This window comes from Flavobacterium caeni, from assembly GCF_900101895.1.
GTDB classification, from domain to species: domain Bacteria; phylum Bacteroidota; class Bacteroidia; order Flavobacteriales; family Flavobacteriaceae; genus Flavobacterium; species Flavobacterium caeni.
Genome location: NZ_FMVF01000013.1, coordinates 65,812 through 79,699 on the forward strand (window position 1 = coordinate 65,812; position 13,888 = coordinate 79,699).

The 13,888-nt window shown below is 50.3% G+C and carries 11 protein-coding genes; 5 read left to right on the forward strand and 6 right to left on the reverse strand.

All coding sequences use genetic code 11. The features are described 5' to 3' along the window. Positions 1-53 precede the first annotated feature (53 nt). The 4 genes from BLP55_RS12755 to BLP55_RS12770 all read left to right on the forward strand — a co-directional run bounded on the left by BLP55_RS12755 (position 54) and on the right by BLP55_RS12770 (position 5,355). Positions 54-1,244, forward strand: a complete 1,191-nt coding sequence (locus BLP55_RS12755) for a phosphoglycerate kinase (protein ID WP_091144893.1) — start codon at positions 54-56, stop codon at positions 1,242-1,244. A gap of 348 nt (positions 1,245-1,592) precedes the next feature. Next, entirely contained in the window at positions 1,593-3,872 is a 2,280-nt protein-coding gene (locus tag BLP55_RS12760; RefSeq protein ID WP_244503463.1) for a LysM peptidoglycan-binding domain-containing protein, read from the forward strand. A 50-nt stretch (positions 3,873-3,922) separates the two neighbouring features. Continuing rightward, positions 3,923-4,909, forward strand: coding sequence for a DUF4837 family protein (locus tag BLP55_RS12765; RefSeq protein ID WP_091144896.1), 987 nt, complete (start codon positions 3,923-3,925; stop codon positions 4,907-4,909). A 5-nt stretch (positions 4,910-4,914) separates the two neighbouring features. Beyond that, positions 4,915-5,355 carry a GNAT family N-acetyltransferase gene (locus BLP55_RS12770; protein WP_091145008.1) on the forward strand — a complete coding sequence of 147 codons (441 nt, stop codon included), beginning with the start codon at positions 4,915-4,917 and terminating at the stop codon, positions 5,353-5,355. Here the strand turns inward: BLP55_RS12770 and BLP55_RS12775 are convergent. From BLP55_RS12775 to rnpA, 3 genes are all read right to left on the reverse strand, one after another. Further along, positions 5,352-6,167 (reverse strand): OmpA family protein, encoded by an 816-nt coding sequence (locus tag BLP55_RS12775; protein WP_317040309.1) that lies wholly within the window; start codon positions 6,165-6,167, stop codon positions 5,352-5,354. The genes BLP55_RS12770 and BLP55_RS12775 overlap by 4 nt on opposite strands. Continuing rightward, positions 6,164-7,801 carry a S41 family peptidase gene (locus tag BLP55_RS12780; RefSeq protein WP_091144900.1) on the reverse strand — a complete coding sequence of 546 codons (1,638 nt, stop codon included), beginning with the start codon at positions 7,799-7,801 and terminating at the stop codon, positions 6,164-6,166. Before BLP55_RS12780 ends, BLP55_RS12775 begins: the two co-directional genes overlap by 4 nt. A gap of 149 nt (positions 7,802-7,950) precedes the next feature. Next, the gene (gene rnpA, locus BLP55_RS12785; RefSeq protein ID WP_091144905.1) at positions 7,951-8,325 is read right to left on the reverse strand and encodes a ribonuclease P protein component; all 375 of its coding nucleotides are present in this window, start codon (positions 8,323-8,325) and stop codon (positions 7,951-7,953) included. Positions 8,326-8,611: 286 nt separating this feature from the next. Here rnpA and BLP55_RS12790 point away from each other — a divergent pair, with 286 nt between their 5' ends. Then, positions 8,612-8,848: a hypothetical protein gene (locus BLP55_RS12790; protein ID WP_091144909.1), complete on the forward strand. Its 237-nt coding sequence runs from the start codon at positions 8,612-8,614 to the stop codon at positions 8,846-8,848. Positions 8,849-8,926: 78 nt separating this feature from the next. Here the strand turns inward: BLP55_RS12790 and BLP55_RS12795 are convergent, their stop codons facing one another. The 3 genes from BLP55_RS12795 to BLP55_RS12805 all read right to left on the reverse strand — a co-directional run bounded on the left by BLP55_RS12795 (position 8,927) and on the right by BLP55_RS12805 (position 13,880). Beyond that, complete coding sequence (locus BLP55_RS12795; RefSeq protein WP_091144913.1) at positions 8,927-10,804, reverse strand: M1 family metallopeptidase; 1,878 nt, start codon at positions 10,802-10,804, stop codon at positions 8,927-8,929. 60 nt (positions 10,805-10,864) lie between these two features. Then, positions 10,865-12,466 carry a S8 family peptidase gene (locus tag BLP55_RS12800; RefSeq protein ID WP_091144917.1) on the reverse strand — a complete coding sequence of 534 codons (1,602 nt, stop codon included), beginning with the start codon at positions 12,464-12,466 and terminating at the stop codon, positions 10,865-10,867. Positions 12,467-12,557: 91 nt separating this feature from the next. Beyond that, positions 12,558-13,880, reverse strand: coding sequence for an alpha/beta fold hydrolase (locus tag BLP55_RS12805; protein ID WP_170826867.1), 1,323 nt, complete (start codon positions 13,878-13,880; stop codon positions 12,558-12,560). Between the last annotated feature and the right edge of the window lie 8 nt (positions 13,881-13,888).

Sequence of the window (13,888 nt, forward strand, 5' to 3'; positions counted from 1 at the left end):
GCCAAAGCGTAAAAAAGTTTATATTTGCGGAAATCAACTCAAAATTTCTTCAGATGAAAACGCTTCAGGACATCAATTTCAACGGTAAAAAAGCCTTAATCCGCGTAGATTTCAACGTGCCGCTCGACGAAAACTTCAACGTGACCGACACCACGCGCATCGAAGCGGCCAAGCCAACCATCGACAAGATCCTGGCCGACGGCGGTAGCGTGATTTTGATGTCGCACCTGGGTCGTCCGAAAGGCGTCGAGGAGAAGTATTCGCTGAAGCACATCGTCCAGACCACGTCAAAAATTTTAGGCAAGGACGTAAAATTCGCCACAGACAGCATTGGGTCCGAGGCGCAAAAAGCCGCAGCCGATTTGAAACCAGGCGAAATCTTGTTGCTCGAAAACCTCCGTTTCCACAAAGAAGAAGAGGGCGGCGATGTCGAATTTTCGAAAAACCTCGCTGCGCTCGGTGATGTATACGTCAACGACGCGTTTGGAACGGCACACCGCGCACATGCCTCGACCACCATCATCGCACAATTTTTTCCTGAAGAAAAATGTTTCGGCACGTTGCTGGCCAAGGAAATCGACAGCCTTAACAAAGTACTCAACAACAGCGAAAAACCAGTGACGGCGGTGCTTGGCGGCTCCAAAGTTTCTTCGAAAATCACCGTGATCGAGAACATACTCGACAAGATCGACCACATGATCGTGGGCGGCGGGATGACTTTTACGTTCATCAAGGCGCAGGGTGGCCAAATTGGCCAGTCGATTTGCGAAGACGACAAGCTCGAACTCGCGCTCGAAATCCTCGAGAAAGCCAAGCAAAAAAATGTACAGATCCATTTGCCGGTAGATGTGATCGCGGCCGATGCGTTCGACAACACCGCCAACACCCAAGTGGTCGATGTCACCAAAATACCGGACGGTTGGCAAGGGCTCGACGCAGGACCAAAATCGCTCGAATTGTTTGACAAAGTCATCGGCGAATCGAAGACGATTTTGTGGAACGGACCGCTCGGGGTATTCGAGATGGAAAATTTTGCCAACGGCACCATCGCGTTGGGCAACTCGATTGCCGAAGCGACCAAAAAAGGTGCGTTTTCGCTGGTAGGCGGCGGCGATTCGGTGGCAGCGGTCAAGCAGTTCGGATTGGAGCCCAAAATGAGTTACGTATCCACCGGAGGCGGCGCGATGCTCGAGATGTTGGAAGGAAAAACACTGCCGGGTATTGCGGCCATTCTCGAATCGTAAAAATTTCGGCAAGGCTTTTGCAGGGGGCTCGCGCCAAACGTTAAAAATCAAATTTTAACTTTTGTTAGAAAAACCAGTGAAAACGGTCGAAAATTTGCGGTAAACGCGGAGAAATTAAGTCAAAAAAACCATTTCCGTAAAATGTCGATTTCACAATTAACACTAAAAAAGCTAAATTTACGTTACAGCATTAGTTGATTTTATTGCAAGATTGCTATTTTTGCAAAAGTCAACAATTTGACACAGAAACCATTGTACCGTTTTTAACCCCAAATCAAAAGCGGAACCCTTAAATTTAATACGAATTGAAGTCGGCGCAAATGCCGGGCCGACACTAAAAACGTAAGCATGATTAAACTGAAGAATACCACATTCTCGATTCTTTTGATGTTCGGCGGCAGCCTATTCGCCCAAGACATCGCCCAAACCACTTACACCGAACCGGTCGTAAAGGTTTCTTACCTCGATTCCATCAAAAAAACCTTCGTCAAGGACAACATGGCCGCCTGCGTAGACAGCCTGTGGATGAAAGAGCTCGTGAATCTTGATTTGTACAACGAACTGAACAACGACATCGCAACCATCGACCTCGACCAAAAAGTAGACTACGATTTGTCGACCGAATTGCTCAAACAGCGTTTGGCCGAAATGGATGCCAAGTCGCCGTTCAACATCGAATACAATCCGGGCCTCGAAAACATCATCAAATCGTTCCTCAAAAACCGCAAAAAAGCCTACGAAAGGCTGATGGCGATTTCGGAATATTACTTCCCGGTGTTCGAGGACGCATTGGCCAAACAAAACGTCCCGTTAGAAATCAAATACCTCGCGATCGTCGAATCGGCGCTCAACCCAAGGGCGGTTTCACGCGTGGGCGCGACCGGTTTGTGGCAGTTCATGTACCAAACAGGCAAGCAATACAACCTGGGCATCGATTCTTATGTAGACGAACGCATCGATCCGCTCAAATCGAGCGAGGCGGCGGCGCAATACATGACCAACATGTACAAGATTTTTGGCGACTGGGACTTGGTGCTCGCGTCGTACAACTCGGGTCCGGGCAACGTGGCCAAGGCGATCCGTCGTTCGGGCGGCAAGCAAAACTATTGGAACATCCGCAAGTATTTACCGAACGAAACCGCGGGTTATGTGCCGGCATTCTTGGCGACGATGTACATTTACACCTACCACAAGGAGCACGGGATTGTTCCCGATCGCGCACTTGTGAAGCATTTCCAGACCGACACCATCATGGTCAAACAGCAAATGTCGTTCAAGCAATTGTCTGATTTGCTCGACATCCCGGTGTCGCAGTTGCAGATGCTCAACCCATCGTACAAACTCAACGTGATTCCGGCCTACAAAGACAAAATGCACGCACTGCGTTTGCCGCTCGATAAAATCGCCATTTTTACCTCGAACGAAGACAAGGTGTATGCCTATGTGACGTACGAGGCCAGCAAGCGCGAGCGTCCGTATTCGTCGTCCTTGCAGAACCTGGTGTCACGCGATTCGGCACGTAACGGCGACAGCTATGTGGTGTCGAAAACCAAGTACCACAAGGTGCGGCGCGGCGACAACCTGAGCAAGATTGCCAACCGTTACGATGTGTCGATTGCCGAGATCAAACGCTGGAACAAGCTCAAGGGCAACAAGGCGCCGTTGGGCAGAAACCTCAAAATCGTGGTCGATGAGCGTGTCGCCATCCAATCGAAGAAAGAAAAAGAAACCAAGCCGACGGTGATGCCCGATACGACTTCGAGCGTCGCGGTGGCCGACAAGCAAGCCAAGTCGTTCAAGGAAGAAAAAGTCGTGTCGTTCAAGGACGTGACCAAATACCACAAGGTCAAGCGCGGCGACAACCTGGGTGAGATTGCCAGCCAGTACGACGTGTCGATGGCCGACATCAAGAAATGGAACAAGCTCAAGGGCAACAACGTCCAGCTCGGACAACGCCTCAAGATTGTGACCGAACAACGTGTGGTCACTACGGTCAAGAAGGAAATCAAGCCAGAGCGTGCCGTTGCGGCAAACGACCGCGACAAGGAAGAAGTGGCCGACAACAGCCCGGCCTCGGATTATTACATCGTGCAAAAGGGCGACAATTTGAATGCGATCGCCAGAAAATACAACGTTTCGGTAGAAGACCTCAAAAAGTGGAACAATTTGGCGGACAATACCGTCAAGTTGGAAAGCAAACTCAAGGTATCTGATATCGTCGCGGGCGAAACCGAAGTGGCCGAGCAGGAAGCGCCAAAAACCGAAATCAAAACGGTGGATTATGTCGTGCAAAAAGGCGACAACCTGGGGCTCATCGCGAAAAAGAACAATGTGGCCGTTTCTGACCTCAAGGAGTGGAACGAACTCGAAGACGACAACATCCAGCCCGGCGACAAACTGGTCGTAGGCAAAAAACTCGTCCTGGACAACAGCCAACCCGTGGCGGAGCGTCCGGCCAAAAAAGACAAAGCGCAAAAGGAAACCGACGAGCACTACCTGGTGCAAAAAGGCGACTCGCTGTTCAGCATTGCGCGTAAAAAGGGAATTTCGGTATCCGACATCAAAAAATGGAACGGCATCAGCGGCAATTCGCTCAAGCCGGGCATGAAATTGAAAATTAGCGGATAATTCCAAAATATTGACCTACATTTAGGGCTGGTTTCATAAAATCAAAAATTATGAAAAAAGCCCTTTTTTTATGGCCTTTGCTGATCGCGGTGCTGTTCTCTTGCAAGGAGAAAACCGAGAAGAAAGAGGCCACGGGCAAAATCAACACCATTTCGGTCATCATCGACGACTTGCTTTGGAACGGCGAGGTGGGCGACAGCATCCGCAATAAATTTGCCTCGCCCGTCATAGGGCTGCCCAAAGAGGAGCCGATGTTCACGATCAACCAATACCCGATACGTTTGCTCGAGGGTTTTACGACCAACAGCCGCAACATCATCGTGATCAAGAAGGAGGCGCAGAACCGGTTCCAACTGGTCGAGAATGAATTTGCGACACCGCAGAATGTGTTCCATATTTCGGGAAAAACCGGCACGGCCATCCTCAACCTGATCGAAGCCTACGCGCCCGAAATCATCGAAAAAATGCGCGCCACCGAAATCACGGCCAACCAAAAGATCATCGACACCGCGCTCGTCGACACCCAAAGATTGACCGACAAATTCAACGCCTCTTTACACGTGCCCAAAGGATTCAACCTGGTCATGCGCAAACGCAAGTTCATGTGGTTCAAAAAGGAAATCACGAGCGGGAACAGCAGCCTGCTGGTATACCAGGTGCCAATTTCGGCCATCAGGAACGATGAGGATCCTACAAGCAACATCATCCGCGTCCGCGATTCGGTAGGAAGCCTGTATGTTCGGGGGACCGTGCCCGGATCCAAGATGATCACCGAAGGTTCTTATGCGCCGTACTTGTTCGATGTCAAGATCAAAGGCAAGCCCGCTTATGAAACCCGCGGCACGTGGGAGCTCAAGAACGATTTCATGTCGGGGCCTTTCCTGAACTACGCCATTCTCGATCGCGCGAACAAGCGGATCCTGGTGCTGGAGGGTTTTTGCTATGCGCCATCCAAGGAAAAGCGCGACCTGATGTTTGAATTGGAATCGATCATCAAATCGGTTGAATTCCACCAAAAGAAAAGAACAAAGAAATGAGCACAATGCTTGAATTCAAAATAAAGCGATTTGACGCACTTTCTAGCGCCGAAGTGTATGCTGTGTTGCAATTGCGCAGTACCGTGTTTGTGGTCGAGCAAAATTGCGTTTACCAGGACATTGACGGCAAAGACCAAAAGGCGCTGCACGTCTTGGGCGAATCCGAAGGCAAATTGGTGGCCTATGCGCGGCTGTTTGCGCCCGGCGATTACTTTGACCAAGCTTCGATCGGGCGCGTGGTGGTGCATCCCGATTTTCGCGACCGCAAGTGGGGGCACGACCTGATGACCGAATCGATTTTGGCCATAACCCAATATTTTTCGGCGGAAAACATCGAAATTTCGGCCCAGCAATACCTTCAAAAATTCTACGAAAGCCACGGGTTTGTGCAAACCAGCGAAATGTATCTCGAAGACGACATCCCGCACATCCGTATGCAGCGCTAGGCCTTGGTGATCACGAGCTCTACACGGCGGTCGTATTCCGATCCTTTGCCCAGCGGCACGGTGTTCCCGTACCCTTTGAACGTCATGCGTTTCTTGGCAATTTTTTTGAATGCCAGGTATTTGAACACGGCCTCGGCGCGGTTTTGCGACAAATGTCTTTTGCGCGTGGCCAGGTCGATGGCTTCTTTTTGATACGGCGGCGTACAACACACATGGCCCTGTATCTCGAACTCCAACGTCTTGTATTTCATGAGCAGCTTGGCGATTTTATCGAGTTGCGTCTTGGCCTCGAACGTGAGTTTGCTGCTGCCGCGTTCAAACAGCAGGTTTTCGAGGTAGATGTGATCGCCTACGGTATGGTTCTTTTGAATGTTGGTGAAAAAGCCAGGGATTTCGATCTTGGGCAGCGGTTTGAGGTTGATCACCACGTCTACGCGGCGGTTTTTCGAACGGCGTTCGGGCAGGTTCTCGACCATGTCGTCTTCGATCAGGATCCGTCCCTTGCCCTCGATCGTGACGATGATCTTGTTCTTGATACCGCTTTTGACGAGTTTCTCCTGGATGGTATTGGCGCGGTTGGTCGACAACTTGAAATTGTAGGCATCCTTGCCGATGTCGTCGGTGTAGCCGTAAATCTGGATCGACTCGATACGCGTCGAATCAGCAGTTTTGATGAAATTGACCACGCCGTTTCCTTGGTTTTCGTCGAGCGTGTATTTGTTGAATTCAAAGTAAACCGAGTAAACCAGTTCTTCCTGGGCATGAAGCATCCCGCAAAAAAACAGCGGAATCCACATTAAAAATCGCATCATATTTTTAGGATTCTGTTGTATTCGGGCAGGTTGTTCAAAATACCGACGGCCTTTTTGATCTCCGAATTGTGTTTGGTGTAATATTGGTATAATCCTTCTTTGTACTGGTAGCGTTTGATGATTTCGTCCAGGATCAAACCTTTGATTTCTTTTTGGTGTTGGTTGAGCTGGTTCTCATCGCTTTTTTGCAATGCCGAAAGCAGTTGCTGGTATTCGGTCATGATGGCCGCGTCTATTTTCTCTTTTTTGGCCACCGACAAGGTGTTCTTGAGCGCCAGTTCTGTTTCGGTGTCGAACGAAAAATTCTGCTTTTTGAGAAACGTCTTGAAGTTGGCGAAATCGGCATCGGAAACCGTCGGGATGGTCGTGCCCAAGTTCGGATTCTTGTAATAATAGTCGGTCACATAGTTAAAGACCCCGTCGTTTTTGACCAGCGCATCGGCAATGGTCGACAGCTTGGTTTCTTCTAATTCGACATCGGGCTGGATGCCGCCCCCGTCGTATACCGTACGGCCCTTGCGCGTCTTGAACGCATTGTATTTGGCGGCTTCGGTACGGATGGCCTTGCCGTCTTTGTCGCGGTGCGCATAGTCGAGCGCCTGGATGCAACGTCCCGACGGCGTATAATAACGCGAAATCGTGATCTTGATTTGCGTGCCGTAGGTCAAATCTACCGGACGCTGCACGAGCCCTTTTCCAAAGCTGCGGCTGCCCACAATAACCGCGCGGTCTAAATCCTGTAAGGCGCCTGCGACAATTTCCGACGCCGATGCGCTTTTGCCATCCACGAGGATCACAAGCGGAATTTCGGTATCGATGGGTTCGCGCGTGGTTTTATAGCTGTTGTTGTGTTTTTCGATTTTCGATTTGGTCGTCACGATCACCTCGTTTTTCGGGACAAACAAATTGCAGATGTTCACCGCTTCGTGCAACAAACCGCCGCCGTTGCCGCGCAAATCCAAAATGATGCGTTCGGCGCCCTGCGTTTTGAGTTTTTCGAGTGCTTCCTTGGTTTCGAGCGATGCTTTGCGGTTGAACTGCGTCAGCACGATGTAGCCCGTTTTTTCGTCTATTTTAGAAAAGAACGGCACCGCGTCGATCTCGACCTCGTCGAGCACGATTTGCGCGTTCATCGTCTTGCCCTGGCGGATGTATTTGACGTCGATCTTGGTGCCCTTGGCGCCTTTCATCAGTTGCGAAGCGTCTTCCTTGAAGTCGGCCAGAACCACGTCGCCAATCTGGATGATTTCGTCGCCTGCCTTGAGCCCGGCCTTGTCGGCAGGGAAATCTTTGTAGGGTTCCTTGATGATGAGTTTGCCTTCTTTGCGCGTGATCATCGCGCCTATGCCGGTGTATTCGCCTGTGTTGTTGATCTTGAACTTGACGACGTCCTGCTCGTTGAAGTAATTCGTGTACGGGTCGAGATCGGCCAACATGCTTTTGATGGCTTTGTCCATGAGCTCGCCCGGATTGGTATCGTCTACATAATTGCTGTTGACGGCCTTGAAAAGCGTCGTAAAAATCTCGATCTGTTTGGCGACCTCAAAAAAATCCTCGCGGAACCCGACCCCGACAAACAAAAATCCGCTCGCCACCACCGGAAGGACATACCGCTTCTTAAACCACTGCAACATAACCTGATAATTTGGTTGGAAAAAACCTAGCGCCTAAAATAAGAATAATCGACGAAATATAGCCGAAAGTTCCCTACAAACATCGTTTTCTAACAAAACCTTATGAGCCGGCGCGCCGAAAACCCTAAAGCAAGCCAAAATCCACAGATTTACGATGTTGTTTTGGCGCGGAACTTCTCGAACAGCGCGAGCGTTTTTTGCTCGATTTCGGCAAAATCCAAACGGTCGTTGCTTTGGTAGAGCAACATCATCGCATGCGGCTGCGGCATGGCGTCGAGCAGCCCGGCCTTGTGCAACCGGTAACATTCGCGCAGCAGACGTTTGTAATAGTTGCGGTCTGCGGCGCGTTTGAAGTATTTTTTTGAGACCGATACGCCCATTTTGATGGCCGAACCATCGTCGAAAGTTTGCGGCAAATACACCAACCGCAACGGATACTTCGTGACCGATTGGCCTTTCGAAAAAAGCAATTCGATGGTCGTGCGGCTTTTGAGTTTTTCGTGTTTCGGATAGGTGTGCGCCATGGCGCCAAAGGTACGAACTCGTTTCAAAATATTGGGTTCTACATTTTTTAACAATGCGATTCCACACTTTTTCCACATTATCCACAAGTTGTAACAAGGTGCGGCAGAAAGGCGATGCCAACTTGTTTTCGACGTAATCTACTGAAAAACAAAGCAAAGCAAAGCGTCGCAGCACGTAAGATGCATCGACGTCGCGGCGCGGCACCATAATTGAAAATCCAAAGTCATTTACAACAACTTTTTATTTTACAACACCAGTATTATTTAATCACTAAAAACGTTACAAATGAAAAATTTAATCCTTGGCGCAATGTTACTCGTAGGGGTTTGCGCAACGGCTCAGGAAGACAAAAAAGCGAAAACAGAAGCCGCAACCACCGAAGCGACGAAAGAAACTTCGCAAACAGCTGTAAAAGCGGATAACGGTACCACCAAAGCAGCTACGAAAACAGAGACAACCACTACTACCGTACCTGCTACCGAAGCAGACAAAAAGAAGAAAGCAGATGCATCTGCAAAGTAAAAACTAACTCGATTTTAGTGCTTACGAAAAAGCCTTCCAGTAAAACTTGGAAGGCTTTTTATTTGGTGTAAATAAATACTATTTTTTAACTTCGACCGCCGGATAGCTGTTGTCCTGCGGATAGACATCGGCCATCTGCTTGCTCGGGTCGATGGTAACCGATTTGATCGAAGCTTTGCTTTTTTCGATCGAAAATGCATAGTTCGGATTGGCCCAAGTCCAGTCGGGAAGCACGGTGCGTTTGAGTTGCCGATACGGATTCGGTTTTTCATAAAACGCCATACGCAGCGGAATGTAGAAATATTCCTTGGTGCCGTCGGTGTATTCGACCACCACGTCCATCGGCATCGGGATCCGTCCTTTTCTGACGAGGGAGATAGTAGATTTTTTGCCGTCTTCTTTCACATCCACGGCATAATCGATGGTATGCGTGGTTTGCGTCCATTCGTTCAGGTACCAATCGAGTTGGGCGCCCGAGACACGTTCGGCCGTACGCATGATGTCGTTGGGCGTCGGATGCTTGAATTTAAAATCGTGGTAATACCGTTTGACGGTTTGCTCGAGCTGATCCTGCCCCAAGATATAGCCCAACTGCGTCAAGAACAAACAGCCCTTGTAGTACGACGCGATCGAGTACGGACGGTTTTCGTTGTACCGGTCGGCATGTGTGCCTTGCGGTTCTTCTTTACCCGATTGTACGAGGTTGTTGTACGTCGCATACACGTCTACGAATGCGTGTTCGGGTTTTTGTACCGACATTTCGTGTAACGCCAGGTATTCGATATAGGTCGCGAACCCTTCGTCCATCCACGGATGCTTGGCTTCGTTTGTCGCCAAAATGTGCTGGAACCAGGAATGTGCGAGTTCGTGCGTGGCCGTCTCCAGCATGCCTTCGAGCTTGCCGTTGCCGAGCATGAGCGTACACATCGCATATTCCATCCCGCCGTCGCCGCCTTGTATGAACGAATATTGCTGGTACGGATAATCGCCCACGGTTTTGTTGAAAAAGCCCATCACGCCCACCATGAGCGGTTGCAGTTTTTTCCAGTTGTCGGTGATTTGCGGATTGTTTTTGTACAGGAAATGCAACTCTACGTTGTTCGGGCCCTTGACCACATCGTGCAGGTAGTCCTTGTCGGCAGCCCAGGTGAAATCGTGTACGTTGGGCGCTATGAAATGCCACGTGAGTGTTTTCTTTTTGCCGTGGTTTACCGTGACGCCGGCATCCTGGTAGCCGTGTCCGATTTCGTTCTTGTTTTGCAAATAGCCCGATCCGCCCAACACATAATCCTTGTCGATGGTGATCTTGACGTCGAAATTACCCCAAACCCCATGGAATTCACGTGCGATGTAAGAATCCGTATGCCATCCCTCGAAGTCAAATTCGGCCAGTTTCGGATACCACTGGCTCATCGAGAAGGCGATTCCTTCGGAATTGTTGCGGCCCGAACGGCGGATTTGCACCGGAACCTGTCCGTCAAAATCAAGGGTCAACGTCGATTTCGCGCCGGGCAATATCGGCTTGGCCAGCGTCACCTCGAGTATCGTTCCCGAAACTTTGGTCGCGGCGGATACACCGTCCTGCTTGAAATTAGAGATCTTCAGGTAGCCTATTTCGTCGGGTTTGAGTTGTGCGATGCGGCTTTGTTTGATTTCCTTGTCGCCCACTTTTTCCTTGATCACCATGCGACGGTCTGGATCGGCAATCGTCGAGACACGGGCATCCATCTCGCTGCCCGGCTGGAACGCATTGTTGTACAGGTGGTAGAACACCTTGCGCAACGTATCGTTCGAGTTGTTCGTGTACACCAGCGTCTGTGCACCTTTGTATTGGTATTTTTTGGCATCGACCACCACGTCCATTTTGTAATCGACATGCTGTTGCCAATAGTTCGAATTTTGCGCCAGCCCCGTCCAAAGGGTCAGGATCAGCGAAACCACCAGGATTTTTTTCATGAGTATCGGATAAAAAAAGGGAAGGATTTTGGCCCTTCCCCGTATGATTCTATACAAAAATTATTTCTTTTTCGACATTTGCGCGGCCATGATCATCGCGTTGTAGGCGTTGACGATCTTGCCCGATTTGGATGCATTGGTGAACGGTCTTTTCTCGCCGTTTTCGCCCAAAGTCACGACGGTGGTGATCGGCAAGCCCGAATCCATCAGGATTTTTTTGACTTGCGCGGCCGTCAGATCCGGATAGTGCGAACGGATGAGCGCCGCGACACCTGCCGCATTCGGCGAGGCCATCGAAGTGCCCTGTTCGTATTTGTATTTGTTGTTCGGCACGGTCGCATAGATCTTGGCGCCCGGGGCAAACACATCTACGTTGTTCGAACCATAGTTCGAGAATCCGGCCACCATGCCCGATCCATAGGTCACGTTGAGTGCGCCGACGCTCAAAAAGTTGTTCGCGATCTCGGTCTTGCCGTCGGTCGAGTCGTTCGGGTAGTTTTCGTTTTCGGCGATGTCGATGTCGAGCCCATCGTTGCCTGCCGCGTGTACGATCAAAACATCCTTGCTCTCGGCATATTTGATGGCATCGTACACCCATTGTTTGTGCGGTGAGAACGATTTTCCGAAACTGCCGTTGATGACCTTGGCACCATTGTCTACGCAGTAGCGGATGCCCAACGCGATGTCTTTGTCGTATTCGTCGCCGTTCGGGACCGCACGAACCACCTGGATTTGCACATTGTTGGCCACGCCGTCGCCGCCTTTGTTGTTGCCGCGTACCTGTGCGATGATGCCCGCCACGTGCGTGCCGTGTACGACGTCTTTCTTGTCGGGGCCATACACGGTGTTGTTGCCGTATTTTTTATCGTTGATGTCGTCGGGGTTGTCGCCCACGACCTTGCGTCCGTCGAACTCGATGTTGAGGTTGTAGTTGAGCTGGTCGTACACCTGGTTTTTGTACTCGTTGAGCTCGCTGTTAAAGTCCGGGCCGGTTTGCGAAATCACACTCATCATGACCTGTTTGCTTTGGTTGAGCATCGGGTCGGTGGTGGTGATGGCCTTGACCTCGTCGAGCGTGTAGTCGGTTTTCTTGAGGTGCGTGGCCACGGTTTGGTTGGCCTTGAAGATGAAATCGACTTGCTGTTTGTTGCCTTGCGCTTCCTGGAGTTTCTTTTCGAGTTCGGTGCGCGCCTTTTTGTAATCGGCCGAATTGACATCACCTTTTTTGACGATACGTGTCATTTCGAGCGTCTCGTTGCCCGAATCGCCCAGAAAATTCCATCCGTGGATGTCGTCGATGTAGCCGTTCTTGTCGTCGTCTATGCCATTGCCCGCAATCTCTTTCGGGTTGGTCCAGATGACGCCTTTCAAATCCTCGTGGTCGATGTCGACCCCAGAATCGATGACGCCCACAATCACTTTGGCGCCCTTTTTTCCTTTGATGATTTCCTTATAGGCCTTGTCGACGCTCATGCCCGGCACGGTGTCCTTGATTAAATCGAGGTGGCTCCAACGCATCAAATCGGCGTCCTTGAGCGGCGTGATCTTAAGCGGGACTTTATCGATGTTCTCGGGCGCGGTGGCGATCATTTTAGACGATCCGCATCCGCTGAGGACAGCCAAAGCAAAGGCTGTGAGGAAAATAGGTTTACAGTGCATCAGGATTATTTTTTGGATTGGTCAAAAATAACCCGACTTTGTTACAAATCATACTTTTATTAACAATTATTTGTGCGCGCCCGCCAAGTGGCCGTCACCGTTGCGATTGCAACCATTGCACCGTTTGCGCCGACAGTTTTTTGTTGTAGTTTCCCTTGGCGTACTGGGCGTCGCGAAAATTTTTGACGGCCTCGGGCCAATCCTTGCTGGTCATCATAAAATGGTCGAGGTCTGGGATCGTAATCCATTGGGCATGGCCGGGATACGCTTCGTTGACGGTTTTTTCGATCATCATCGGCTCTACAAGCGAACATTGCTCGTAATCGGTTCCGCCGTGTATGACCAGCACAGGGCATTTGACAGCGGCCCAGCTGCGCGCCATATCGAGCGAGTCGATCTGCTGCCAGAATTTCCAGTGGCGCCCCCACATGTCGTTGCTGGTGGGTTTGTAGCCGAGCTCCGAGATAACAAGGTCTTTGTACTCGGGAATTTTCACGAGTTGTTCGGGCAATTTTTTGAGTACGAAAAACTCATAGTAGATTTTTTGGATCGTACGCGTAAAATCTTCGGTTTGTGTGAGCGTCAAATTCTCGAGCAGCGGTTTCTGTACGCGGTGCATCTCGAGCAAAAATTCGCTCCACGGACGAAACACACAACCAAAAACCATTACGCCCCTTGGGTTGTATTTTTTGGCGATTTCGGGCGCAATCGTACCGCCCATCGAATGGCCCCAGATGAACAATTTGTTTTTGTCTACAAACGGTAAATTTTCCATGTACCGATAGCCCGCATCAAAACTGTCGATATCGGTCTGGATGTCGACCTCCGAGCATGGCGCGCAGCCAAAACTGTCGCCCAACCCCGATTTTTCGATAGTCACTACAGCAAAGCCATTGATAAGCCAATCATCAATCAACCTGCCGTTATAGCTTTTGCTGTAGTTTTCTATGCTGCCGCAGCCGTAACCCGGGATAAGCAGGATGCACGGTACGTTTGTTTTTCCTTTTGGTTTGTAGGTAATCGAGCGCAATTGGCCGCTTTTGAACGGAACCCAGTCGTACAACACCTCGGCCTTGTCCGACGTTTCATACGGACGCATGATGGCCTTGCCCGTGGCCGTTTTCCGTTTTCCGTCGCGCAGGTAGTCGACCGTTATTTTTTCGCCGCCGCGGATAGATCCCGCCACTTGGCCATAAGCTTCGAGCGAGGGCGTGGGCTTTTGATCGATCGACAGGATTATGTCGCCTTTGCGCAATTTGAGCGCGGCCATCGTCGCCTTTGGATACACGGTGTCGATCGCGATGCCGCCACTTGCCGGTTTGCCTTGCATGCCCATCAACGCCTTGCGCGCGGGCATTTGTGCGCAAACCACACCATAGCAGATTGTTGCGCAGAGTAGAAGAAGTATCCGTTTCATCATTCAAA

What these genes read in the sequence shown, in the direction of transcription:
- BLP55_RS12765 (WP_091144896.1), top strand. Translation starts at nt 3,923, where the DNA reads ATGAAAAAAGCCCTTTTTTTATGGCCTTTGCTGATCGCGGTGCTGTTC.
- BLP55_RS12760 (WP_244503463.1), top strand. Translation starts at nt 1,593, where the DNA reads ATGATTAAACTGAAGAATACCACATTCTCGATTCTTTTGATGTTCGGC.
- rnpA (WP_091144905.1), bottom strand. Translation starts at nt 8,325, where the DNA reads ATGGCGCACACCTATCCGAAACACGAAAAACTCAAAAGCCGCACGACC.
- BLP55_RS12755 (WP_091144893.1), top strand. Translation starts at nt 54, where the DNA reads ATGAAAACGCTTCAGGACATCAATTTCAACGGTAAAAAAGCCTTAATC.
- BLP55_RS12805 (WP_170826867.1), bottom strand. Translation starts at nt 13,880, where the DNA reads ATGAAACGGATACTTCTTCTACTCTGCGCAACAATCTGCTATGGTGTG.
- BLP55_RS12770 (WP_091145008.1), top strand. Translation starts at nt 4,915, where the DNA reads ATGCTTGAATTCAAAATAAAGCGATTTGACGCACTTTCTAGCGCCGAA.
- BLP55_RS12790 (WP_091144909.1), top strand. Translation starts at nt 8,612, where the DNA reads ATGAAAAATTTAATCCTTGGCGCAATGTTACTCGTAGGGGTTTGCGCA.
- BLP55_RS12795 (WP_091144913.1), bottom strand. Translation starts at nt 10,804, where the DNA reads ATGAAAAAAATCCTGGTGGTTTCGCTGATCCTGACCCTTTGGACGGGG.
- BLP55_RS12775 (WP_317040309.1), bottom strand. Translation starts at nt 6,167, where the DNA reads ATGATGCGATTTTTAATGTGGATTCCGCTGTTTTTTTGCGGGATGCTT.
- BLP55_RS12780 (WP_091144900.1), bottom strand. Translation starts at nt 7,801, where the DNA reads ATGTTGCAGTGGTTTAAGAAGCGGTATGTCCTTCCGGTGGTGGCGAGC.